Consider the following 22315-nt stretch of genomic DNA (forward strand, 5'->3'; position numbering starts at 1 on the left):
AATCATTCGAACGTAGCTTAACGAATTGAAATCGCTGCGCGCATAAATCGAAGTTATCATGCCTTTGCTACGCTCGAACACAGCGGACAAATTCATTGTGGACCGCAGGAAACCGCATCGCAACAGCGATGTGGCGCGCGCGGTGCGCAGGACGCGTGACCGTCTCTCGCAGCAGGCCGGCAATCTCGACTTCGACCGCGAACTCCTGAAGCTGCACGCTCGCTCGATGATGGGTGGAGTGATCGCCATTCCGCTGCTTGTGCTGGCGATCGCGGCAGCAGGCCTGCTTGCCGGAATGGACAAGCAGATCGCCGTCTGGGCGCTGTTCATGCTCATCTGCTACACCGTCGTTTCATTCATGGCGCGGCGCGTCGATCGCACCGAAGCTTCCGAACTCGACCCGTCGCGAACGCAAAGGGATTTCCTTATCGGCCACTCGCTGTGCGGCCTCGGCTGGGCCTGGTTCGCCTGGCTCGGTTGCGCAACCTGCCAGATCGACCAGCTCCAGGTGGTCAAGGCGATGGTGCTGCTGGTTGCGATGGCGGCGACTTCCGTCATGGCCTCGTCGCTGGGTGGCGCCCTGCTGGCGACCTTTGCCGTTCCGGTGGCGGTCTATGCCTATGCCGGCGCGCGGTTCTGGATGCCGATCGAGGTGATCATGGCCGCGCTGCTGGTCGCAGCCTTGCCCTTCTTCATCTACGTCGCGCGTAATCTCAACCGTTCGTCAGTGATGCTTTTGTCGTTTCGGTCCGAAAAGGACGCTTTGATCGCCGAGGTCGAGACGGCGAAATCGATGTCCGACGAAGCGCGGCGGCGGGCCGAGGATGCCAATCTGGCCAAGTCGCGCTTTCTTGCCTCGATGAGCCATGAGCTCCGGACCCCGCTCAACGCTATTCTCGGCTTTTCCGAGGTGATGGCCAACGAGGTGCTCGGACCGATGAGCAACCCGACCTACCGCGACTACGCTCATGACGTGCACGAGTCCGGCCAGCATCTGCTCGATCTGATCAACGAGATCCTCGACCTCTCTCGCATCGAGGCGGGTCGCTACCAGATCAACGAGGAGCCGGTGATGCTGCTCAGCGTCGTCGAGGATTGCTGCCACATGATGGAGCTGAAGGCGCGCAACAAAGACATCCGCGTCGTCCAGGATTTCGAAACCACCTTGCCGCGGCTATTTGCCGACGAGCGCGCGGTGAGGCAGATCACGCTCAACCTTTTGTCCAACGCCATCAAGTTCACCGCATCTGGCGGCGAGGTCCGCGTGCGGGTCGGCTGGACGGCCGGCGGCGGGCAATACATCTCGGTCAAGGACAACGGCCCGGGCATACCGGAAGAGGAGATTCCGGTGGTGCTTTCCGCCTTCGGCCAGGGTTCGATCGCCATCAAGAGCGCCGAACAGGGAACCGGGCTCGGTCTGCCGATCGTGCAGGGCCTGCTGGCCATGCATGGCGGCGAGTTCGAGCTTCATTCCAAGCTGCGCGAAGGCACCGAGGCGATCGCCATCTTCCCGCTCAGTCGGGTGATGGAGGAACTGCCGGCCCTGCCCACCAAGGCGGTTGCCGCGCGCAGGCGCTGAATCAGTTTCGAACAGCCGCCGCCATGCCCGAGCTGGTGAGTGCGGCGGCCTTGACCAGACCGGCGGCAAGTGCGGCCCCTACCCCTTCGCCGTGGCTGACGCCAAGGTCGAACAGCGGCCGAAGGCCTAGCCGTTCGGCGGCCTTTGCGTGCCCTGTCTCCGGTGACAGGCCAGCAAGAAGACAATGGTCGAGCGCAGCCTCGTTCGCGGCATACAGCACCGCCGCCGCGGCGGTCGCGGCAAAGCCGTCGAGCAGCACCGGGATGTTCTGCATGCGGGCAGCCAGGATGGCGCCGGCTATTGCCGCGAACTCGCGGCCGCCAACCCGGCGCAAGGCCTCGAGAGGATCGCGCAAGGCGTCGGCATGGAAAGCAAGTGCCGTGTCGACCACCTCGGCCTTGCGCGCCAGCATCGCGGCATCGGCGCCCGATCCCGCTCCAACCCAGTCGGCGCCGCCGCCGCCGAACAGCGCGGCGCACAGGGCGGCGGCGACGGTGGAATTGCCGACGCCGAGATCGCCGAGGCAAAGCAGGTCGCTGCCGCCGGCAATCGCCTCCATGCCGAAGGCCATGGTGGCGGCGCAGCCGCGCTCGTCGAGTGCGGCGTCGTCGGTGATGTCCTCGGTCGGCATATGGAGCGCGAGGTCGAAAACCTTCAGGCCGAGATCATTGGCGATGCAGACCTGGTTGATCGCAGCACCCCCGGCCGCGCAAAGCTCGACGGCATTGGCTGTGGCCGCCACCGGCCGCGGCGAAATGCCGTGACGGGTGACGCCATGGTTGCCGGCAAAGATCGCGACCAAAGGCCGGTTCACTGCCGGCGGGGCGCGCCCACTCCAGGTTGCGAGCCAGGCGGCGATGTCCTCGACGCGGCCAAGCGATCCTCTGGGCTTGTCGGCCTTGGCAAACAGTGTGCGGACACGCGCCTCGGCCTGCGCATCGGCCGACGGCAGGTTTGCCAGCAGGTTGCGAAAATCGTCGAAAGGCAGTGCGCTGGTCATGTCGGTGGCGATCGTTGCTGGAGTTGGTCAGCGGCATAGCCGCCTTCCCTGGCCGGCACAACCGCCAGCGTTGACGCGAACGCGTTTGCCGACGGCGGAATCTGGAGGGCTTGCATTGGCCCCGGCGTTGCACCATGTGGAAGCTAGGCAAGAGAATGTCATGACGGCCATCGAATCCCCGTGCATCCTGGTTTGTTCGATAGACATGAAAACCGGATTCTGTTTCGGCTGTGGCCGCACGCGCGAGGAGATTGGCGCCTGGATCGGCATGACCCCGGAAACGCGCCGCAGCGTCATGGCCGAATTGCAGGCAAGGCTGGAAACGGTCGAGCGGCGGCCGCGCCGGGAAACGCGCCGCACGCGCATGGCGCGCGAGCGCGATGTGCTTTCGTGAAACGGCAAAGCCAATGAGCCGACTGTTCTGGATAGTGATGGTCGTGATCGGCGCGGGACTGATCCTGCTGATGATCAACGATTCGGCTGGCAGCACTTTCGGTGTCGAAAACTATGATTTCAGCCGGCTGATCTGGCTTGGCGCGATCGCTGCGCTGATCGGCGCCAGCCTCATTCGCTCAGGCCGGCCACTGGGTGACATGGCCCGCAATCTCGGCACCTGGGCCGCCATCGCGCTGGCGCTGGTCGCCGGCCATCAGTACCGCTACGAGTTGCAGGATATCGCCAGCCGGGTGACCGCCGGTCTCGTTCCCGGCAGCCCCCTGGCGCTGGGCGTGGAAGACGGCCACGCGACGGTGACACTGGACAAGGCCGACAATGGCCATTTCGAAGCCCGCATCATGATCAATGGCGCGCCGATCCGCGCCGTCGTCGACACCGGCGCGACCAGCATCGTGCTGACGGCGGAAGACGCTCAGGCCGCGGGCTTCAACCCTGCCACCCTCAACTTCACCATACCGGTCTCGACCGCTAACGGCATGGCACGCGCCGCCGCCGTGAAGACCGACGAAGTGGCGATCGGCGGCATCGTGCGCAAGGACATGCCGGTGATGATCGCGGCGCCCGGCATGCTCGGCCAGAGCCTGCTCGGCATGAACTTCATTGGCTCGCTGTCGGGCTTCGACGTGCGCGGCGACCGGATGATCCTCAGGGACTGAAACCCGTCAGGCTGCTTCCGCGGCAGCACCGCTGAAATCGACGGCGGCAAAGGCCTTCTTCAGCACATCCGGTCCAGCGCCCGGCCTCGTCGCGTCGGTCGACAGGATCTGCCGGTAGCGGCGCGCGCCAGGCAGGCCGTGAAACAGGCCGACCATGTGGCGGGTGACATGGCCGAGCCGTCCGCCCTTCTCGATATGGCGGGCAGCGTAGGTCGCCATCGCGTCGATCAGCGCCGCATGGTCGAACGCGCCCGACGCATCGCCGCCGTAGAACATGGCATCGGCTCCGGTCAGGATACCCGGCGTGTGGTAGGCAGCGCGGCCTAGCATGACGCCGTCGACATGGTCGAGATGGAGACGTGCCGCGTCCAATGATTGAATGCCACCATTGATGCCGATGAATTCATTCGGTTTTCTGGCCTTGAGCCGATAGACCCTGTCATAGTCGAGCGGCGGGATGTCGCGGTTTTCCTTCGGGCTCAGCCCCTCCAGCCACGCCTTGCGGGCATGCACCCACAGCGCGTCGGCGCCGGCCGCCAAAACGCCGTCCGCCAGCGCATCGAGCGCCGGCTCGGGGTCTTGCTCGTCGACGCCGATGCGGCATTTGACGGTAACGGGAATCTTGACGACGGCTTTCATCACGGCGACGCAATCGGCGACCAGTGCCGGCGTCTTCATCAGGCACGCGCCGAACGTGCCCGACTGGACGCGATCCGACGGGCAGCCGACATTGAGGTTTATCTCGTCATAGCCGAAGGCCTCGCCAATGCGCGCCGCCTCGGCCAGCTTCTGGGGATCGGAGCCGCCGAGTTGCAGCGCCACCGGGTGCTCCGTCTCATCGAAGCCGAGCAGCCGCTCACGCGCGCCCTGGATGATCGCATCGGCCACCACCATCTCGGTGTAGAGCAGCGCACGACGCGTCAACTGACGGTGGAAGAACCGGCAATGCCGGTCCGTCCAGTCCATCATGGGCGCAATGGCCACTCTATGCTTTTGATTTTTCAGCATTTTTTCTTTGACATCAAATCGTTAGAACCTGCCGAGTGCACACGAATTTACGCCAGAATACGACCCTTTTCGCCACGTTCCGATCTCTCAGTGCACACGGAGCGCACACGAAAAAATGGCCACCTATACAAAGCTCTCATCCGGTTCCTGGCGTGTCCAAGTCCGTCGCAAAGGTCGCTACATCAGCGAGACCTTCCTGCGCCGAGACGACGCACGGCGCTGGGCAACCGAAACCGAGCGCCAAGTCGATCGCGGTGAAACTCCGACCAAGTCCCGTATAGCGCGCCTGAAAACTTTCGGCGAACTCATCGACCTTCATATCGACGACATGTGCGATGTAGGCAAGTCCCCTCGCCGCTCCAAGGCTGCAGGCCCTCGATATGCTCCAAAGACATCTGGGAAGTGCAACATAGCGGCGCTCGATCGCGAACGGCTCATTCGTTTTGGTCGCGACTGCGCCGCCCAAGGTGCCGGACCGATGACTCTCGGCATCGACATCGGCTTGGTAAAACTTATCCTGTCTCATGCTGCCGCCGTTCACGACCTGCCTGTCAAGGTCGAACCGGTTGATCTGGCGCGTATCGCCCTGAAGAGGCTGGCCTCGTTGGGAAAGGCCATCAAGCGCGCGTTGACTACCACGGCACGGCCGTAACTTTGCTCGCGAAGCTTCGTAGTTCAGGGCACTTCGCTCGTTCCTAACCGGCTCGGCGCGCTGACTCACGACCAAAGAGGGCACGCGTCAGAAAGTCGATGCCTCATCAACTTTTTTTCTAAAACCGCATCTAATGTCCCAATTTGTCCCATAATCACACGCAATTCCGGCTGAGGCGCGACCCAGAAAGTTCGAAAAGCTTCCAGAAACCCCAGCCAGCTATTTACGCAATGAAATCATGCAGTTAGTTGGCCCGGTAGTGACGGAAGCGAGTTGCATGGGTTTTCACGTCCTGTAACGCTCAAACCGTTACTTTCTGGGCCTGTCCCGTCCCGTCCCTCGCTGTCCGTGCAACATGACTGCAACACGGACGAGCCAGTTTGTTCCCGCCATGTTCCCAACAAAAAGCCCGCCACCCAGGGATAGGCAGCGGGCGCTAGTTCGGGAGGAGAGTCCCTTTGCCCGTGAACAACGGTACGCCTCGCTTATCTGGATAATAAGCTCGCGCCGGTTGAAGCTCCGCATATTCAAGCTGCGTGACTTTTCTGCCACAAGATAAAGAATGCCCGCCACCGAGCAGCGGGCCAATGCTGCAAATCTGCAGCGCCAGAACATCGGGAATGCCGGCCCGACGATCGTCAACTAGCCTTCCGGTCGTAGACGCCGGCCGTTGCTGCGGAGCAAGTCCCTGGCCTTGTCGCAGCCCTCGCCGGTGCGTTCTCGATCACCTCATCTTGCATCCAATCGCGAGCGCTCCAGGCGCGGGGCTATTGCGCGCATGGTGTCGGCGGGGTTGTTTCGCTCACCCATGTCGACCGACCAGGGCGAAGCCAGAGCGCAACTCATGAGGATCGACCCCCGCCACTGCCATCGTTCCTGAATTAGCAAATCTAAATGCGAGCGCAGCGCCACCTGTGGTAGAAATGAACTGCTGGAGTAGGTCTCTCGGGAGGAGTCCTTGGGTATAAAATCGAAGCTCGCCCAAATGTCGGCGGCGCTGCTCACCAGGCGTGTGGCCGCCACTCAATCAACTGGTGCCGTCAAGCCGATCCGAACGTCGCTTGCCGACGTTCCTCTCAGGCGCCAGCCTCTTCCGTTCAAGCCGAAACCGCCGGTCCGTCCGTGTAGCAATATGTAGGATCAGCCAGACAGCGAAAGGTCGGACAACGGAACGAAAGTCGGATTCGCGAATTCTACTGCCACTAATTGGAATCGTCGCCATGAGGCTTGCGACCCTCCACCTTGAAACTGCGAGATACGGGGACGTATATCGCGCTGAAATGCTCGCGAAGCTGAGGCGGCAAGTTGTCCGGCACATCAAGCGCACAGACGCGTCGGCTCAAAAAGTCGAAGAAGCGCTGGCCAGGTTGGCTGAAGCAAACGCGCCCACGGACCGGCTGGCTCAGTATGGCCGCCGTCCCCGGGCTGTCTCTTTCTGTAGAAATTTCTGAAACGAAAACTTTCTGGGCGGATTCATTCGGCCGCCTCGGCTGTGCGCTTGTTGCGTAGGGACGTAGCTTCTGTGGCAAGTGCCTGTCATCGATAGGTTTGCCTCTGATGTCAGACCATGGAGAGTCATCAAGGTTACAGAGTCGGGGCAAGATGGATTCGGTAGCCAACACGTCGTTGTCACTGAAGACTGTCTTGATGTTGAAGAGCAGTCGAACGCCTAGGCTGGGTGTGCTCTCCTTAGAGAGCGCAACAACTGCAACACGGGCGCGTTCCGGCCGCGAGAGGCCGAAAAGCATGCTCCCGGTCTAACGTAACGCGCGGCGAGGGTGTCGGTCGGGCGCTCCTGATAGGGCCCCATTCACCCCCCACCCCTCCACCGACGAACCCCGGGGGCGGGTGCCGGAGGCGGCCTACTATGGCACTTGCCTGTGCGTTCTTACCCGCGCAGGTGTGGCCTTAGGTCGCAAACTATTGGCTTCAGAAGCAGAGCCTCGGGCTTCATTGACGGTGCAACCAACACCATATGGTTATCCATAGCCCTCCAAAACGAGAGAAGCTCGCGCCGACGGGGTCGCACTGCGGCTGTCAGCCGAGCAATGGCTATGAACTAGGAAACCATCATGCCTGAAAATATCAGACCAACTTCGAGAGATGTCCCCCTCATTCAGCTAGGCCTCTATCAGTGCCGCTTCCCGGTGAGCGAAGACCGGTCAGTACCCGGCGGCTACCGTTTTTGCGCTGGGCCAACTTCGCCGGATCGCGTCTACTGTGATCACCACCATAGTATCGTCACCGCCGTCGACCCTCGTCGAGCCCGTTCGGGTGTCCACCTCGCTCAACGGCGCGCCGCGTAGTCAAGTGGGGGCGGCCTCCCTGCCCTCTCTCTGGGGCTCGGCGCGATGTGCTCCGACGCTGACAGTCGACTTCGGCCGTTTGCATCTCGTCCTTTCGCGGGCTGAACCCTCCTGGCTGGCGCTGTGAGTTCGTCCATCACCCCGATCCATTGCTTGATGATCCCGCGAGCACGAACGGACATGCTGTGGCGGTCCCCCTCGTCTGTTTCGATGTCGTTTGGATCGATGAATCGCTGGAACAAAACACCGGATCGGATCGGGCTGCGGTATGAAGCCCCGAGACGACGAGCAAAAGAAGAGCCGCCCATAGAGCCGGCGCGAGTGACGATGACAGAACCGTTGCGGATCGCATAATTGATCCTCTCATATGAACTTAGGACGGCAGCGACTTACGCCTCAACCGCCTTTGATGTGAGGCCGAAGCCCCGATGGTATAGGCATAGCTCAATCTCGTAACCGACCATCGCCACCGGCTCGCCAAGTCTGTTTCGAGCTTGTTTCCATCGCGACGCCAACCCTGACGGAAGTCTGCCCAGCACGTAAAACGCATGTCTTGCAGGGCCCAAAAAAGCCACCCCTACCCCCACCGCCGACAAAGCCGGGGGGCGGGTGCCGCGGGCTACCAGCGCGATCCAAGCGGTTTCCGCATCATGAGATTCGCATTGCGTCGGGCGGCCGACGACGGTCACCAGTGTTCCTCCGGCTCGAATCAGGCCCGCGGATCGCTTCTGTATGTCGCCGCCGATGACATCGAACACCAGATCGACGCCGCCGACGTCTTCCAGGGCGTCGTTATCGAGGTCGACGAACTCGTTCGCGCCGAAGTCGAGCGCCTTCTGACGGTCGGCAGAGCGTCCGGTGTCAATGACGTAGGCGCCGGCCTCTCGTGCGAGTTGCGTCACCATCGACCCGACTGCGCCGGCCGCACCGTGCAGCAACGATCAGTTCGGCCCGGCGAGCCGCACCATCTAGTCTATTCCTGAATTTTTTCAATTGGCGGGTGGCGGGAAGCTAATTGCTGTGAAGTGCCGTCAAAAAACGACCGTCTGCGCACCATCCGTGCGCAGACTTCAGATTACCTAACGACTGGAGCCGGCCTAGCGCCTCAACGCGTAGACGTTTTCCATGCTTTCGCCGCCGATCGGCAGTGCCATGTCGTCGTCTAGCAGACGGGTGATGCGGGCAAATCCGGTGAAAGCCTTCCGCGCCTCCTCGGCCGACATATTGCCAGACAGTGCCGCGGCGCAGCAATTCAGGGCACACTGATAAACCGGTCCACGCCGTCCTGTCGGCCACTTACGCAAGAACACCATGGCTTCGGCAACGCTATCGACTTCCTGCACTGGGTATCCCTGCCCGGGCGCAATGCGCACAGGCGTGAAGAAATGCAAGCGATCCATATTTAACCTCCCGGCCGATCGCCTCCGCTCGATCGAACCCCATTAAACTCCTGGATGGGCATTTGGTTCCAGAAAAAAGTGGGCTGCGCATAAAAAACTTCGCGCAAGAAGCGGGAAGGGAGAAGGTCAGGGTTGTCCACCAACCATCTCGGCCAGTCTGCGCACCGTGTTCCAGTTGCGCGAGGTGCCGATACCCAAGCGCGTGTGGCTGGTCGCCGCAATTAGCCGCGAACTTGGTGTCGCGCGCGAAAAGACGATCCAGATGTCGCCGCCGACCGCCTGCATTTTTTCGTCGTCGCCGACATACGCCTGCAGCGTTTCTGCAGCCTCCGCAGGAACAGGCTTGCGCATCACGCGCACCGCCACCTGGTCCGCGGTGGCGGCCGATTCTATCGGAAACGGATTGCCGGCGGCAAGCGCCAGCCAGTCATCCGCGCGGCGCACGATGATGTCGACATGGCGGCCGAAGGTCTTTTCGAACGCGGTCTCCAGCCGCTGCTCCAGCCCGGCAATGTCCGTCGCTTTCGTCTCGAACACCAGATTGCCGGTCGCCACCAGCGTACGCGGGTTCTTCAGCCCCAGGCCTTCCGCCATCGCCTTGAGATCGGCCATGATCACGCGCCGCCCCTCGCCCAGGATGATGCTGTAGAGCAGCGCGACGTAGGTCTGCATGACAAGCCGCGCAGCCGGCTCAAACCAGCCGCGACTGCTCCATCGCCGCCTCGATGAAGCTGGCGAACAGCGGGTGCGGGTCTAGCGGCCGGCTTTTCAGTTCTGGATGGTACTGCACGCCGATGAACCAGGGATGATCGGGATATTCGACCGTCTCCGGCAGCACGCCGTCGGGCGACATGCCGGCAAACACCAGGCCGCAATCCTCCAGCCGCTCCTTGTAGTCGACATTGACCTCGTAGCGATGGCGGTGGCGTTCGGAAATCTGGGTGTCGCCGTAGATCTCGGCGATCTTCGAGCCCTTGGTGAGCTCGGCCTGATAGGCGCCGAGCCGCATGGTGCCGCCGAGGTCGCCAGTCTCCTTGCGCTTCTCCAGCATGTTGCCCTTCAGCCACTCGGTCATCAGGCCGACAACCGGTTCCTGGGTCGGGCCGAATTCGGTTGATGAGGCATGCTCGACGCCGGCCAGCGAGCGCGCCGCCTCGATGCAGGCCATCTGCATGCCGAAGCAGATGCCGAAATACGGCACCTTGCGCTCGCGCGCGAATTTCGCGGCCAGGATCTTGCCTTCCGAACCGCGCTCGCCGAAGCCGCCGGGGACAAGGATGCCATGCACCTTTTCCAGCCACGGCGTCGGGTCTTCCTTTTCGAAGATCTCGCTCTCGATCCAGTCGAGCTTGACCTTGACGCGGTTGGCGAGGCCGCCATGCGAGAGCGCCTCGATCAGCGATTTATAGGCGTCCTTGAGGCCGGTGTACTTACCGACGATGGCGATGGTCACCTCGCCTTCCGGATTGTGGATGCGGTCGGACACCTTCTGCCAGGGCTCCATGCGCGGCTTCGGCGCCGGATCGATGCCGAAGGCGGCGAGCACTTCCGAATCCAGGCCTTCCTTGTGGTAGGCCATCGGCACGTCGTAGATGTGCGGCACGTCGAGCGCCTGGATGACGGCGCTCTCGCGCACATTGCAGAACAGCGACAGTTTGCGGCGCTCTTCCTTGGGGATCGGCCGGTCGGCGCGGACCAGAAGGATGTCGGGCGCGATGCCGATGCCGCGCAGTTCCTTGACCGAATGCTGCGTCGGCTTGGTCTTCAGCTCGCCGGCCGTCGGGATGTAGGGCATCAAGGTCAGGTGCACGTAGACGGCATTGTTGCGCGGCAGGTCGTTGCCGAGCTGGCGGATTGCCTCCAGGAACGGCATCGCCTCGATGTCGCCGACGGTGCCGCCGATCTCGCACAGCACGAAGTCGTAGTCGTCATTGCCGTCGAGGACAAAATGCTTGATCTCGTCGGTGACGTGCGGAATGACCTGCACGGTGGCGCCGAGATAGTCGCCGCGCCGCTCGCGCTCGATGATGTTCTTGTAGATGCGGCCGGTGGTGATGTTGTCCTGCTGGTTGGCCGAGCGGCCGGTGAAACGCTCGTAATGGCCGAGATCGAGATCGGTCTCGGCGCCGTCGTCGGTGACGAAGACCTCGCCATGCTGGTACGGCGACATCGTGCCGGGGTCGACGTTGAGGTAGGGATCGAGCTTTTTGATGCGCGCGCGATAGCCTCGCGCCTGCAAGAGAGCCCCAAGGGCCGCTGCAGCGATGCCTTTTCCGAGTGAGGAAACCACGCCGCCAGTGATGAATACATATCGCGCCATGGGAGTCATCGCTTAACGCGGCCGGATTGATTCCGCCAGAGAAAAAACCGCCGCGCAGGCTTTTTCCCAAGAAGGCGCGAAGCCCCGAGGGGCCAAATAGTGTTCCGATCAAAACAAAAGGGCCGGCTGAGCCGGCCCCTTCGGCATTCTTGATCAAACCGTCAGATGATGACGACCTTGGTCGTTAGATAATAACGACCTTGGTGCCGACCCTGACCCGGCTGTAGAGGTCCATGACGTGCTCGTTGATCATGCGGAAGCAGCCATTGGAGGCGCTGGTTCCGATCGACTGCGGCGCGATGGTGCCGTGGATGCGCAGGTGCGTGTCCTTCTTGCCGTCATAGAGGTAGATGGCGCGCGCGCCGAGCGGGTTCTCGCCGCCGCCGGGCATGCCGTCCTTGTACTGGCCATAGTGCTTGGGCTCGCGCTTCTGCATGTCGAGCGTCGGGATCCAGCGCGGCCATTCCTGCTTGTCGCCGACCGCAACCGTGCCCTTGAACTGCAGGCCTTCGCGGCCGACCGCTATCGCATAGCGGCGCGCGGTGAATGCCGATTCGACGAGATAGAGGCGGCGGGCGCTGGTGTCGATGACGATGGTGCCCGCATCGTAGCCGGTGAATTCCACTTCCTGCGGCACGAATTCCGGCTTCACCTTGAACTGCTTCTTGGCTTCCTTCTTGGCGAGCACCTGATCGAGCGCCCGCGTCTCCGGCAGCAGCGACATCGACGAGGACGAGGTGCCGCCGAACAGGCCGGCGAAGAGCCCGACGTTGCGCGGCTTCTGGCCGGGCGCTTCGCTGCGCAATTCGCCATTGTTGCCGGTCAGCGCCACGTTCATGGCCTCGGCGGGGAGCGTTTCGGCGGACTGGATCGGCGCGATCGGCTGAACCGGCTCGATGATCTTGACGGTCTTCTTGCCCGGCTTGGCGTCCGCCGCCTTGGTTTCCGCCGCCTGGTCCTTCTTGGCCAGGAATGCCTGGCGTTCCGCGTCGGCCTTGGCCTTGGCCGCCTCGCGCATCGCCAGTTTCCTGGCTTCGAGCGCCTTGGCGCGAGCGGCTTCCTTGTCGGCTGCGATCTTGGCTTCGAGCTTGCCGATCTGGGCCAGATCGTCGGCGCTCGGATTTTTCTTCTTCTTGAGAAGCTTCAACTGCGCCGCATCGCTTTTGGCGGCGGCGACATTGATGACATCGGTCTTTCCAACCGATTGCTGTGAAACCATTGCCGGAGTGCCGGCGAAGGCGGCCGAACCCATGCCGAGTACGGCGCAAAACCCCAGGAAAATGAAGCTGCGAAGCTGCATGGCGAAGATCCGATCGTTCAATGCTTGTTGCCACGGCGTCGCCCGGCGCCCCCCAAGGACGCCGAAAGTGCCGCGCGCAATCTATAATCGATTAGCCACGGACGCCTCAAGCGCGCCATGGAGCTACGCTCGGTTGAATCTTCGTGATCGTGCGGCATTTGCCGCGACTGTGTTCAAACGACAACAGATCGCGGCATCAAGAGGCCTGTTCCATGCCGATAGAATCGGGATGGGCTCTATCTTCTATCTTTTTGTTTTGAGCATGATTCCACTTTTCGGGATCATGCTCTGCCGACTACTGGTTCGGAACCTGCGGAGTGACCGGCAAGGTGACGCCATTGGCTGCGGGTGGGGTGGCCGGAGTCGCGGGCGCCGGCGTGGCCGGAGCGGCCGCGGGAGGCGTCGTGGCGGCATCGTTGCCGGAGGGCGGCGTCGGCGCCGTGCTGCCGGCGGGAGCCGCCGGCGCCGTGGTGCCTGCAGGCGCCGTGGTGCCCGGCAACTGGTTGAGCACGCCCTTGCCCGCATTGTCGGAGGATGCCGGAGCGCGGTCGAGGATGTCGATCGGCTTTTCGCCATAGCGGGCAAGGATCGACAATGTCAGCGAGGTGACGAAGAAGGCGGCCGCCAGGATGGCCGTCGCCCGCGTCAGCGCATTGGCGGCGCCGCGCGCGGTCATGAAACCGGAACCGCCGCCGATGCCGAGACCGCCGCCTTCGGAGCGCTGCAGCAGCACCACGCCGACAAGCGCGAGCACGACCATAAGGTGGATGACGATCAGTACGGTTTCCATAATTTATCCTGGCAAGGCCTTGCGCGGCCGCGAAGACGACCGGTGATTTGGAGGCGGCTCCTTACAATGCTTTAACGGCATTTCCAAGCCCGTGGCCGGAATATGGGAAGCATTGCAGTCTTTGCAACGATTTCGCCACCGCGCCCAGGCCGGCAATGAGCCGCCTGGTTACGCGATGTTCAAATAAGCCTCGGCGATGCCGAGAAAGTCCGCCGCCTTCAGGCTGGCGCCGCCGACCAGCGCGCCGTCGACATTGTCGATGCCGAGCAGCTCAGCAGCGTTGGAGGGCTTGACCGAGCCGCCATAGAGAATACGCATCCGTGCCGCGCCATCGCCGAGCAGTTCCACCAGCTTTGCGCGGATATGGGCGTGGGCCTCGGCGACATCGGCGGCGGTCGGCGTCAGGCCGGTACCGATCGCCCAGACCGGCTCGTAGGCGATGATGGTGTTGGCTGCGGTGGCACTCGGCGGCACCGAGCCGGCGACCTGGCGCGACAGGACTTCCAGCGTCGTGCCGGCCTCGCGTTCGGCGCTTGTCTCACCGATGCAGATGATCGCCACCAAGCCGGCGCGCCAGGCCGCGGAAGCCTTGGCTTGGACCAGGGCATCGTCTTCGGCGAGGTCGGAGCGGCATTCGGAATGACCGACAATGACATGGCTGGCGCCGGCGTCCTTCAACATCTCCGCCGAAATCCGCCCGGTATAGGCGCCGCTCTCCTTGGGGTGGCAATCCTCGCCGCCGACCCGCACCGGGGTGCGCGACAGGATTTCGGCGGCATGCGCAAGCAAGGTCGCGGGCACGCAGACAACCGCTTCCGTCTCGGTGTCGAGCCCGCTCATGAAGCCGTTGCCAATCGTCCTCAGCTCGTTCAGCGAGGCGCTGGTGCCGTTCATTTTCCAGTTACCGGCGACGAGCGGGCGGATTCCAGGCGTCATGGGCTTTGTTTCTCCGGGCGACATTGGGCTCCCGCCCTCACTACCAAAATCAGGCCACAAAGCAATCGACAGTGGACCGGAAGGGCGCTATTGCGCTTGTTTCAGACTCGGGCGCACGCGAAATGCGCATAAATCGGAAGTATGCATGCTTGGTATCTTGAGAAACGCGGCGGGCACCTGGGTCGCGAAGGCGCTGCTGTCATTGCTGGTGCTCAGCTTTGCAGTCTGGGGTATTTCCGGGCGCTTGTCTGGTACCTTGGGTGGCCATCATTCGGTGATCACCGCCGGTGGCACGACCGTTTCGATCAACGAATATCGCCTCGCCTATGATCGTCAGGTCAGCGTCATGTCGCAGCAATTCGGTCAGCGCATCACGCACGAGCAAGCAAAGGCGCTCGGCATTGACAATCAGGTGCTGGCCCAGCTCGTTTCGGGCGCCGTCCTCGACGAGCAGGCCCGCAAGCTCGGGCTTGGCCTTTCCAAGGACCGGCTCGCCGAACTCACGCGCGAAGACCCGGCCTTCAAGGGCCCGGGCGGCCAGTTCGACCGCAGAACGTTCGAGTATCTGCTGCGCGAGGTCGGCATGCGGCCCGAGGACTATCTGAAGAATCGTGCCCAGGTGGCGGTGCGCCAGCAGATCGTCGAGGCGGTTTCGGACGGCCTCAAGGCGCCGCAAACTTTCCTCAAGGCGGTGGCGCTCTATCGCGGCGAAGACCGCACGGTCGACTACCTGACCTTGCCTAAAAAGTTGGTCGAGCCGATCGAGGCGCCGTCCGACAGCGTGCTCTCGACCTATTTCGATGCCAACAAGAAGGCCTATGCGGCGCCGGAATACCGCAAATTCTCCTATGTCAGGCTCGAGCCGCAAGACATTATGGATCTCAGCGCCGTGACCGAGCAGCAGATCAGCGACGATTACAACAAGAACAAGTCGCGCTACACCACGCCTGAAATGCGCACCATCGAACAGCTTGTGTTCCAGTCGCCCGATGCGGCCAAGGCAGCGCTAGACTCGCTGAAGACCGGTGCAACCTTCGACAAGATCGTCACCGCCGAGGGCAAGACGCAGGCCGACACGCTGCTCGGCACGCTGGCCAAGGACAAGATCGCCGACAAGGCTGTGGCCGACGCGGCTTTCAAGCTTGCCGCCAATGAAGTCAGTCCGGTCGTCCAGGGCGCCTTCGGACCGGTGCTTTTGCGCGTCACCGATATCAAGCCGGAAGTGGTGAAGCCGCTCGCCGAAGTCTCCGAGCAGATTCGCAAGGACCTGGCGCTGGGCGAGGCAAGCCGCATCCTTCTGGATGTGCACGACAACTACGAAGACACGCGCGCCTCGGGCAGTTCGCTCGCCGATGCAGCCGCCAAGCTGAAGCTCAAGGTCGTCACCATCGATGCGATCGACCGCACCGGCCAGCGGCCTGACGACACGATCGTCAAGGATCTGCCGGAATCGGCCGAGCTGATCAAGTCGGTGTTCGCCGCCGAACCCGGCGCCGAGAATGAGGGCCTGACCACCGCCGACAACGGCTTCGTCTTCTACGAGGTCGGATCGGTCACGCCTGCGCGCGATCGCACGCTGGACGAGGTCCGCCAGAAGGTGGTGGCCGACTGGACGGCTGACGAGACGACGAAGCGGCTCACCGCCAAGGCCAACGAACTGGAGAAGCGGCTCAAGGCGGGCACCACGCTCGATGTCATCGCCGGCGAACTCAAGCTCGAGAAGCAGACCAAGCGCGGCGTCAAGCGCGAGGCGGACGACGTCGATTTCGGCAAGGAGGGTGCGGCGGCGATGTTCGGTGTCGGCGAAGGCGGAACCGGGCTGATCCCCTCGCCCACCGGCGAAGGACAGATACTGTTCAAGGTCGCCGAAGTGTTCGAACCGGCCGGCGCCGATGCCAGCTCGGTGCCGGACGATGCGCAGAAATCCTTCACCGCCGGCATGTCGGACGATCTGCTAGACCAGTTGGTGGCGCAGTTGCAGACGCAGTACGACGTCCGCATCGACCAGACCGCCGTTGCCCAGGCGCAGGCCAGATGAGCGCGCTGAAGACCCATATCGCCAAGGTCGCGGGCGGGACGCCGCTTTCCTTCGACGAGGCGCGCGAAGCCTTCGACATCATCATGTCGGGCGATGCGACGCCCGGCCAGATCGGCGGCTTCCTGATGGCGTTGCGCGTGCGCGGCGAAGCGGTGAGCGAGATCTCCGGCGCCGTCGCCACCATGCGCGCCAAGATGCTGCGCGTCGATGCTCCGCAGGGCGCCATCGACATCGTCGGCACCGGGGGCGACAATTCACACTCGGTCAACATCTCGACCGGATCGGCCTTCGTCATCGCCGGCAGCGGCGTGCCGGTCGCCAAGCACGGCAATCGCGGCCTGTCCTCGCTGACGGGTGCCGCCGATGTCCTGATCGCGCTCGGCGTCAAGATCGACATCCCGCCGGAAATCATCGGCCACTGCATCCACGAGACCGGCGTCGGCTTCATGTTCGCGCCGGCGCATCATCCGGCGATGAAGCATGTCGGTCCGATCCGCGGCGAACTCGGCACCCGCACCATCTTCAACCTGCTCGGACCGCTGTCCAATCCGGCCGGCGTCCTCAGGCAGATGGTCGGCGTGTTCCTGCCGGAATGGATCATGCCGGTCGCAGAGACATTGAAGGCGCTGGGCACCGACCATGCCTGGGTCGTCCATGGCGACGGCTATGACGAGATCACCACCACCGGGGAGACGCAGGTGGCGGAACTCGTCGGTGGCGAGATCCGCAGCTTCACGCTGACCCCGGAAGCGGTCGGGCTGAAGCGCCACAGCAAGGACGAGCTGCGCGGCGGCGACGCGGCCTACAACGCCAAGGCCATGCGCGACATGCTGGGCGGTGCCGCCGGCGCCTATCGCGATACGGTGCTGATGAATGCCGGCGCTGGGCTGGTGGTGGCGGGCAAGGCGACGACGCTTGCCGACGGCATGGCGAGCGCGGCGCAAGCCATCGACAGCGGCCGGGCACTCCAGGTGCTCGACAGGCTGGTAGCAATTTCGAACGGATAGGCCCTTGTCCGACATCCTGCGCAAGATCGAGACCTACAAACGCGACGAGATCGCCGCGGCGAAGTTGCGAGTCCCGCTTGCCGTGATCGAGGCACGGGCGAAGGATGCAGACGCGCCGCGCGGTTTTCTCGCTGCGCTCGAAGCGAAGCGCAAAGCCGGCGGCTTCGGGCTGATCGCCGAGATCAAGAAGGCGAGCCCGTCCAAAGGCCTGATCCGCGCCGATTTCGACCCACCGGCGCTTGCAAAGGCCTATGCGAAGGGCGGCGCTGCCTGCCTTTCCGTGCTGACCGATGCTCCCTCTTTCCAGGGCGCACCCGAATTCCTCACCGCGGCACGTGGCGCCGTCGCCTTGCCCGCGCTGCGCAAGGATTTCCTGTTCGATCCCTATCAGGTGTTCGAAGCGCGCGCCTGGGGCGCCGACGCCATCCTGATCATCATGGCCAGTGTCGATGACGCCATGGCGAGCGAACTCGAAGCCACGGCATTCGCACTCGGCATGGACGCGCTGGTCGAGGTGCATGACGAGGCCGAGATGGAGAGCGCGCTGAAATTGTCGTCGCGGCTGATCGGCATCAACAACCGCGACCTCAGGACGTTCGAGACCAGCCTGACTGTTTCGGAGCGGCTGGCGGCGATGGTGCCGGCAGACCGGCTGCTGGTCAGCGAGAGCGGTATCTTCACGCATGAGGACTGCCGCAGGCTGGAGACAAGCGGCATCGGCACCTTCCTCGTCGGCGAGAGTCTGATGCGCCAGCAGGACGTGGCGGCTGCCACGTCCCTGCTTCTGACTGGCAAGGCGCCGGCCGAGGCCATCTGACGATGGCAGCCGCCCTCACCCATCTCGGCGCCAAGGGCGAGGCCAACATGGTCGATGTCGGCGACAAGGCCGAGACGACCCGCACGGCAATTGCCGAAGGCTTTGTCTCGATGCTTCCCGAAACGCTAGCAATGATCCTGGCCGGGGATGCCAAGAAGGGTGACGTGCTGGGCACGGCACGCATCGCCGGCATCATGGCGGCGAAGAAGACGCATGAATTGATCCCGCTCTGCCATCCGCTGCTGCTGACCAAAGTTTCCGTCGACATCGAGCCGGACCATTCGCTGCCGGGCCTGAAGGTCACTGCGCTGGCCCGCGTCACCGGCAAGACCGGCGTCGAGATGGAGGCGCTGACAGCGGCCTCGGTCGCGTGCCTGACCATCTACGACATGGCCAAGGCGGTCGATCGCGCCATGGTGATCTCCGGCATCAGGCTGGTCGAAAAGACCGGCGGCAAATCCGGCGACTACAGATCCGACCACAAGGCAGGCGCCTAGATGGCGCTGGTTCCGGTCGCCGAGGCGCTTGAACGCCTGCTGGATGGCGCTGCCCCGACAGGCAGCGAAAGCGTCGCGCTCATCGATGCCGCCGGCCGGGTGCTCGCCGAACCCGTCGTGGCGCTGCGCACCCAGCCGCCGTTCAACGCCTCCGCCATGGACGGCTACGCCGTTCGGGCAGCCGATATCGCCTCAGTCCCGGCGCGGCTTTCGGTGATCGGCATGGCGCCGGCCGGGCGCGGCTTCGACGGTGCTGTCCACAAGGGTCATGCGGTGCGTATTTTCACCGGCGCGCCACTGCCCGAAGGCGCCGACACCATCGTCATCCAGGAGAATGTCAGGGATCTCGGTGGTGGCGCCATCGAGGTGACGGAATCGACAGCCGAAGGACGCAACATCCGCCGCGTCGGTCTCGACTTCACCAGGGGCGACGTGCTGCTCGAAAAGGGGCGCCTGCTCGATCCGGCGGCACTCTCCCTGGCGGCCTCTGCCAACCATCCAGAAGTGACCGTGGTCAAAAGGCCGCTTGTCGCCATCATCGCCACCGGCGACGAACTCCTGCCGCCGGGCAGCGCGCTCGGCCCAGACCAGATCATCTCGTCCAATGCCTATGGTGTCGCCGCCGCCGCGCAGTCTGTAGGGGCGCGCGCGCTCGACCTCGGCATTGCCGCCGATCGCAAGGAGGCAATTGCCGCGCTGGTGCGGCAGGCGGTCGAGCACGGCGCCGATGTCATCGTTACGCTCGGCGGCGCCTCGGTCGGCGACCACGACCTGATCCACGACGTGCTGACCGGCGAAGGCATGACGCTCGACTTCTGGAAGATCGCCATGCGCCCGGGCAAGCCGCTGATGTTCGGCCGGCTCGGGGAGATATGCTGCATCGGCTTGCCCGGCAATCCAGTCGCCAGCCTCGTCTGCTCGCAACTGTTCCTGAAGCCGCTTCTGGCGCGGCTCGGCGGCCGCCGCTTCCAGCAGGACATACGCGCGGCCCGCCTCGGGACCGCGATGCCGGCCAACGATCTCAGGCAAGACTATGTGCGCGCGGTGGTTCGGGAAGAGGCCGGCGCGCTGGTGGCGACGCCCTTCGGCATCCAGGATTCCTCGATGCTGAGAATGCTCGCCGACGCCAACGGGCTGATCGTGCGCGAGCCGTTTGCGCCTGCCGCTGCAGCGGGTGCCACCTGCAGCGTGCTGATGCTGCGCTGAACCCGTTCCTATTCCGCGATCAGCGTCCGGGTCAGCGGATGCTCCGGGTCTGCAAGACCGTCGATGATGCTGAAATGGTGCCGGTCCGGCTCGACCACCGAGCTGGTCGCAGCGCCGAGGCCGGTCCAGATGTTGGCCAGCAGAGCGCTCTGACGCAGGAACTCGGCGCGCTCGCCACCGCCGACCCAGCAGGTCAGGCGTGCATTGTCCATCGGGCGCAGAAGGGCCGGGCTTTCGGTCAGCGCTTCGGCATCGTCGATCGCCAGCGTCTCGTTCATGGCGGTGCGCATGAGCGGGCGCAGGTCGTGCACACCCGAGATCGACACGACATGGCGTATGCGCCCCGTCACTCCGGGCGACAGAGGCGTGGTTGCGCTCGCCATCCGGCTGGCGAGATGGCCGCCGGCGGAATGTCCGATCAGCATCAGCGGCCCGTCGACCAGCGCCGCCGCCTTGCCGATCGCCGCGCCGACCTCCCTGACGATGCCGGCGATGCGTATCTCGGGACATGGCGTGTAGGAAGGCATCGCCACCGCATAACCGTGGCCTATCGGCCCAGCGGCAAGATGCGACCAGAAACTCTTGTCGAACGCTTTCCAATAGCCGCCGTGCACGAACACAACGAGCCCGTTGGGTGAGGTGCCCGGCAGGAAAAGATCGAGCCGGTTGCGCGGTCTATCGCCGTAGACGATGTCGAGCCGCGCCCTGCCCTCGGCCGAAAGAGCGTCGCGAAAGGCCCGCGCGGGCTCGACCCAAGCGGCCGGCCAGCGATCGCCGCCAGCGATGTTGGCGCCGTTCGTATAGGCGTTGTTCCAGTCGGAAATACGATGTTCGAGCACCTATGCCCTCCCCCTGCTCTCCTTGCCGCTCAGGTGACCGCTGTCTTGACAGCGAAACGTGCGTCCTTCCAGGCGCCGCTGCGCAGGATGTCTGCCAGAACTTCGACAGCGTGCCACACATCGGCGTAGCCGACATAGAGCGGGGTGAAGCCAAAGCGTATGGTCGACGGCGCCCGGAAATCGCCGATCACGCCACGTTCGATAAGCGCCCGCATGATCTGGTAGCCGTGCTCGTGCATGAATGAAATCTGGCTGCCGCGCCTGGCGCTGTCACGGGTGCTTTCGAGCGTGAGACCGTAGGCACCGCATTTTGCCTCGACGAGTTCGATGAACAGATCGGCCTGGGCGATGCTCTTCTTTCTCACGGCCGCCATGTCGACATCGTCCCAGATGGCGAGTGCGCCCTTCAGCGTGCGCATCGACAGGACCGGCTGTGTGCCGCACAGAAAACGGCGGATGCCGGTGCCGGCTGCGTAGGATTGCTCGAAAGCGAAGGGCCGTGCGTGGCTCCACCATCCGCTGAGCGGCTGCTGCACATCGGCATGATGGCGCTCGGCCGCGTAGATGAAGGCCGGAGAACCCGGACCGCCGTTCAGATATTTGTAAGTGCAGCCGACCGCGAAGTCGGCATTGGCCTTATCCAGTTCGACCGGCATGGCGCCCGCGGTGTGGCAGAGATCCCAGACGATCAGCGCCCCCGCGTCATGGGCGATGCGCGTCAGCGCGGTCATGTCTCGCAGTTCGCCTGACTTGTAGTTGACGTGGTTGACCAGCACCACGGCGACATTTTCGTCGATCAGCTCCTCGATCGTCGGCGCGTCGACGCCAGCGAGGCGGAGAACGGTGTTCTTTCGGGTCGAGGCCACGCCTTCAGCCATGTAGAGGTCGGTCGGAAAGCTGTCGCCTTCGGCGACGATGACGGGCCGATCCGGCCGCATGGCCATTGCGGCGTGCAGAACCTTGTAGATGTTGATCGAGGTGGTGTCGCAGACCACCGTTTGGCCGGACGCTGCGCCGATCAGGCGCCCCAGCTGGTCGCCGAGTTCGAGCGGCATGTCGAACCAGCCGGCCGTGTTCCATGCGCGGATGAGGTCCTGCGCCCATTCTTCGGTCGCCGCCTTGCGCAGCGCGTCGAAAGCGGCATGCGAGGCAGCGCCCAGCGAATTGCCGTCGAGATAGATCACCCCTTTGGGCAGGATGAAGCGGTCGCGCAGCGAGCGCAGTGGATCCGCGGCGTCCATCGCCTCGACGGCCGCAAGATCAGGAACTGCGGTCATGATATGTCTGCTCCCCTCCGCAGGACACCGGCACGCAATGACGACACACAGGCCGATCGGTACTTTCTCTCATCACTCGCCATCGCACTGCAAGAACCTGCCTTGATGACTTGTCGGCCCAACGACAACCCTCGACCTTTGCTCAAAGTTGGCATTTTGAGTTCGTTTCGTTCACGGTGCATCGAGCGGGCTGGATGGTCGAACACGGCCCGACCCGGGAATGTCTGCGCC

General features: G+C 63.6%; 21 protein-coding genes and 1 pseudogene. 10 read left to right on the top strand and 12 right to left on the bottom strand.

Features of this window, described 5'->3' with window-relative positions; translation table 11 throughout:
• Window positions 1-58 precede the first annotated feature (58 nt).
• The gene (locus ACFX5Q_RS07785) at window positions 59-1579 is read left to right on the top strand and encodes a sensor histidine kinase (RefSeq protein ID WP_404276736.1); all 1521 of its coding nucleotides are present in this window, start codon (window positions 59-61) and stop codon (window positions 1577-1579) included.
• Between the two features lies 1 nt (window position 1580).
• On the opposite strand, the gene ACFX5Q_RS07790 is transcribed toward ACFX5Q_RS07785, so the two are convergent.
• Window positions 1581-2579, bottom strand: coding sequence for a nicotinate-nucleotide--dimethylbenzimidazole phosphoribosyltransferase (locus ACFX5Q_RS07790; RefSeq protein ID WP_404276738.1), 999 nt, complete (start codon window positions 2577-2579; stop codon window positions 1581-1583).
• Window positions 2580-2739: 160 nt separating this feature from the next.
• On the opposite strand from ACFX5Q_RS07790, the gene ACFX5Q_RS07795 reads away from it, so the two are divergent.
• Window positions 2740-2973: a DUF1289 domain-containing protein gene (locus tag ACFX5Q_RS07795; protein WP_404276740.1), complete on the top strand. Its 234-nt coding sequence runs from the start codon at window positions 2740-2742 to the stop codon at window positions 2971-2973.
• Window positions 2974-2986: 13 nt separating this feature from the next.
• On the top strand, window positions 2987-3691 hold the full coding sequence (locus tag ACFX5Q_RS07800; RefSeq protein WP_404276742.1) for a TIGR02281 family clan AA aspartic protease: 705 nt from the start codon (window positions 2987-2989) through the stop codon (window positions 3689-3691).
• A 6-nt stretch (window positions 3692-3697) separates the two neighbouring features.
• Here the strand turns inward: ACFX5Q_RS07800 and dusA are convergent, their stop codons facing one another.
• Window positions 3698-4699, bottom strand: coding sequence for a tRNA dihydrouridine(20/20a) synthase DusA (gene dusA, locus ACFX5Q_RS07805; RefSeq protein ID WP_404276744.1), 1002 nt, complete (start codon window positions 4697-4699; stop codon window positions 3698-3700).
• Between the two features lie 115 nt (window positions 4700-4814).
• Here dusA and ACFX5Q_RS07810 point away from each other — a divergent pair, with 115 nt between their 5' ends.
• Window positions 4815-5351 carry a hypothetical protein gene (locus ACFX5Q_RS07810; RefSeq protein WP_404276746.1) on the top strand — a complete coding sequence of 179 codons (537 nt, stop codon included), beginning with the start codon at window positions 4815-4817 and terminating at the stop codon, window positions 5349-5351.
• A 1202-nt stretch (window positions 5352-6553) separates the two neighbouring features.
• On the opposite strand, the gene ACFX5Q_RS07815 is transcribed toward ACFX5Q_RS07810, so the two are convergent.
• Window positions 6554-7099 (bottom strand): DUF3631 domain-containing protein, encoded by a 546-nt coding sequence (locus ACFX5Q_RS07815; RefSeq protein WP_404276748.1) that lies wholly within the window; start codon window positions 7097-7099, stop codon window positions 6554-6556.
• 324 nt (window positions 7100-7423) lie between these two features.
• On the opposite strand from ACFX5Q_RS07815, the gene ACFX5Q_RS07820 reads away from it, so the two are divergent.
• Window positions 7424-7657 (top strand): GcrA family cell cycle regulator, encoded by a 234-nt coding sequence (locus ACFX5Q_RS07820; protein WP_404276750.1) that lies wholly within the window; start codon window positions 7424-7426, stop codon window positions 7655-7657.
• A gap of 638 nt (window positions 7658-8295) precedes the next feature.
• Here ACFX5Q_RS07820 and ACFX5Q_RS07825 read toward each other — a convergent pair.
• The 7 genes and pseudogenes from ACFX5Q_RS07825 to tpiA form a co-directional block, all read right to left on the bottom strand.
• Window positions 8296-8595 (bottom strand): annotated as a pseudogene (locus tag ACFX5Q_RS07825) (zinc-binding dehydrogenase); the annotation flags it as partial.
• 159 nt (window positions 8596-8754) lie between these two features.
• Entirely contained in the window at window positions 8755-9057 is a 303-nt protein-coding gene (locus tag ACFX5Q_RS07830; protein WP_192178741.1) for a DUF982 domain-containing protein, read from the bottom strand.
• Window positions 9058-9183: 126 nt separating this feature from the next.
• On the bottom strand, window positions 9184-9729 hold the full coding sequence (locus tag ACFX5Q_RS07835; RefSeq protein WP_404276752.1) for a DUF1697 domain-containing protein: 546 nt from the start codon (window positions 9727-9729) through the stop codon (window positions 9184-9186).
• A gap of 19 nt (window positions 9730-9748) precedes the next feature.
• Window positions 9749-11386: a CTP synthase gene (locus ACFX5Q_RS07840; RefSeq protein WP_081482256.1), complete on the bottom strand. Its 1638-nt coding sequence runs from the start codon at window positions 11384-11386 to the stop codon at window positions 9749-9751.
• 175 nt (window positions 11387-11561) lie between these two features.
• Window positions 11562-12677: a L,D-transpeptidase gene (locus tag ACFX5Q_RS07845; protein ID WP_404277125.1), complete on the bottom strand. Its 1116-nt coding sequence runs from the start codon at window positions 12675-12677 to the stop codon at window positions 11562-11564.
• A gap of 295 nt (window positions 12678-12972) precedes the next feature.
• Window positions 12973-13467 carry a preprotein translocase subunit SecG gene (gene secG, locus ACFX5Q_RS07850; RefSeq protein ID WP_404276754.1) on the bottom strand — a complete coding sequence of 165 codons (495 nt, stop codon included), beginning with the start codon at window positions 13465-13467 and terminating at the stop codon, window positions 12973-12975.
• A gap of 168 nt (window positions 13468-13635) precedes the next feature.
• Complete coding sequence (gene tpiA, locus ACFX5Q_RS07855) at window positions 13636-14403, bottom strand: triose-phosphate isomerase (RefSeq protein ID WP_404276756.1); 768 nt, start codon at window positions 14401-14403, stop codon at window positions 13636-13638.
• A gap of 145 nt (window positions 14404-14548) precedes the next feature.
• On the opposite strand from tpiA, the gene ACFX5Q_RS07860 reads away from it, so the two are divergent.
• The 5 genes from ACFX5Q_RS07860 to glp are packed head-to-tail and all read left to right on the top strand — an operon-like array spanning window position 14549 to window position 19968.
• Window positions 14549-16441, top strand: a complete 1893-nt coding sequence (locus ACFX5Q_RS07860; RefSeq protein ID WP_404276757.1) for a SurA N-terminal domain-containing protein — start codon at window positions 14549-14551, stop codon at window positions 16439-16441.
• Complete coding sequence (gene trpD, locus ACFX5Q_RS07865; RefSeq protein WP_404276759.1) at window positions 16438-17448, top strand: anthranilate phosphoribosyltransferase; 1011 nt, start codon at window positions 16438-16440, stop codon at window positions 17446-17448. Before ACFX5Q_RS07860 ends, trpD begins: the two co-directional genes overlap by 4 nt.
• A gap of 4 nt (window positions 17449-17452) precedes the next feature.
• Window positions 17453-18265, top strand: coding sequence for an indole-3-glycerol phosphate synthase TrpC (gene trpC, locus ACFX5Q_RS07870; protein WP_404276761.1), 813 nt, complete (start codon window positions 17453-17455; stop codon window positions 18263-18265).
• Between the two features lie 2 nt (window positions 18266-18267).
• On the top strand, window positions 18268-18762 hold the full coding sequence (moaC, locus tag ACFX5Q_RS07875) for a cyclic pyranopterin monophosphate synthase MoaC (protein WP_404276763.1): 495 nt from the start codon (window positions 18268-18270) through the stop codon (window positions 18760-18762).
• The gene (gene glp / locus ACFX5Q_RS07880) at window positions 18763-19968 is read left to right on the top strand and encodes a gephyrin-like molybdotransferase Glp (protein WP_404276765.1); all 1206 of its coding nucleotides are present in this window, start codon (window positions 18763-18765) and stop codon (window positions 19966-19968) included.
• Between the two features lie 8 nt (window positions 19969-19976).
• On the opposite strand, the gene ACFX5Q_RS07885 is transcribed toward glp, so the two are convergent.
• Both ACFX5Q_RS07885 and kynU read right to left on the bottom strand, forming a co-directional pair.
• Window positions 19977-20807: an alpha/beta hydrolase gene (locus ACFX5Q_RS07885; protein WP_404276767.1), complete on the bottom strand. Its 831-nt coding sequence runs from the start codon at window positions 20805-20807 to the stop codon at window positions 19977-19979.
• Between the two features lie 29 nt (window positions 20808-20836).
• Window positions 20837-22084 (bottom strand): kynureninase, encoded by a 1248-nt coding sequence (kynU, locus tag ACFX5Q_RS07890; RefSeq protein WP_404276769.1) that lies wholly within the window; start codon window positions 22082-22084, stop codon window positions 20837-20839.
• Window positions 22085-22315 lie beyond the last annotated feature (231 nt).

Source organism: Mesorhizobium sp. IMUNJ 23033, assembly GCF_044778005.1.
In the GTDB taxonomy this organism is placed as follows: Bacteria; Pseudomonadota; Alphaproteobacteria; order Rhizobiales; family Rhizobiaceae; genus Mesorhizobium; species Mesorhizobium amorphae_A.